The sequence below is a fragment of the Falsirhodobacter sp. alg1 genome (assembly GCF_000739715.2).
GTDB lineage: Bacteria > Pseudomonadota > Alphaproteobacteria > Rhodobacterales > Rhodobacteraceae > Falsirhodobacter.
The window spans coordinates 1-496 of the sequence record NZ_BBJC02000129.1 but is presented as its reverse complement, the minus strand read 5'-3'; the positions used below and the strand labels follow the sequence as shown (position 1 = coordinate 496).

Here is a 496-nt window from a genome sequence, read left to right as displayed (position 1 = left end):
CCACTCTTATACCGGTGACCAGCCGACGCTGGATACCGCGCATAAGGATCTGTACCGCGCACGGGGCGCCGCCCTGTCGATGATCCCGACATCCACCGGTGCTGCCAAGGCTGTCGGTCTGGTTCTGCCCGAGCTGAAGGGCAAGATGGACGGCGTTTCTATCCGCGTACCGACCCCGAACGTATCGGTTGTGGATCTGGTATTCGAAGCTGCAGAGCATGTGCCCGCCCCGCGGCGGATGGTACCTGCGACAGCCAGGCCTGCCCGCACCCTGCCGCAGGCNTATGCCGGTTGCTGCCGGTGGGCTTGCGGCGCGTATTCTTGACAGGCTTGGGGCCNAGCCCGATCCCCGANGGATCAGCTGATCCGGGATGTGGCCGCCCCTGCCAGTGCGGTTGCGGCGGAATTGCTGCAACTGGAGCTGGAAGGAAGGGTGGAAAGACAGCCCGGCGGCATGCTTGCGCGGCTCATGCATTGACAATGGTGGGCAATCGCC

The 496-nt window shown here is 64.7% G+C and carries 1 protein-coding gene and 1 pseudogene; both read left to right on the top strand.

Translation table 11 applies throughout. From position 1 onward, the window contains the following. Positions 1 to 214, top strand: a pseudogene (locus TR36_RS14590) (erythrose-4-phosphate dehydrogenase); the annotation flags it as partial. Between the two features lie 147 nt (positions 215 to 361). After that, positions 362 to 478: a hypothetical protein gene (locus TR36_RS16510; RefSeq protein ID WP_370553470.1), complete on the top strand. Its 117-nt coding sequence runs from the start codon at positions 362 to 364 to the stop codon at positions 476 to 478. The last annotated feature ends 18 nt before the right edge of the window (positions 479 to 496 follow it).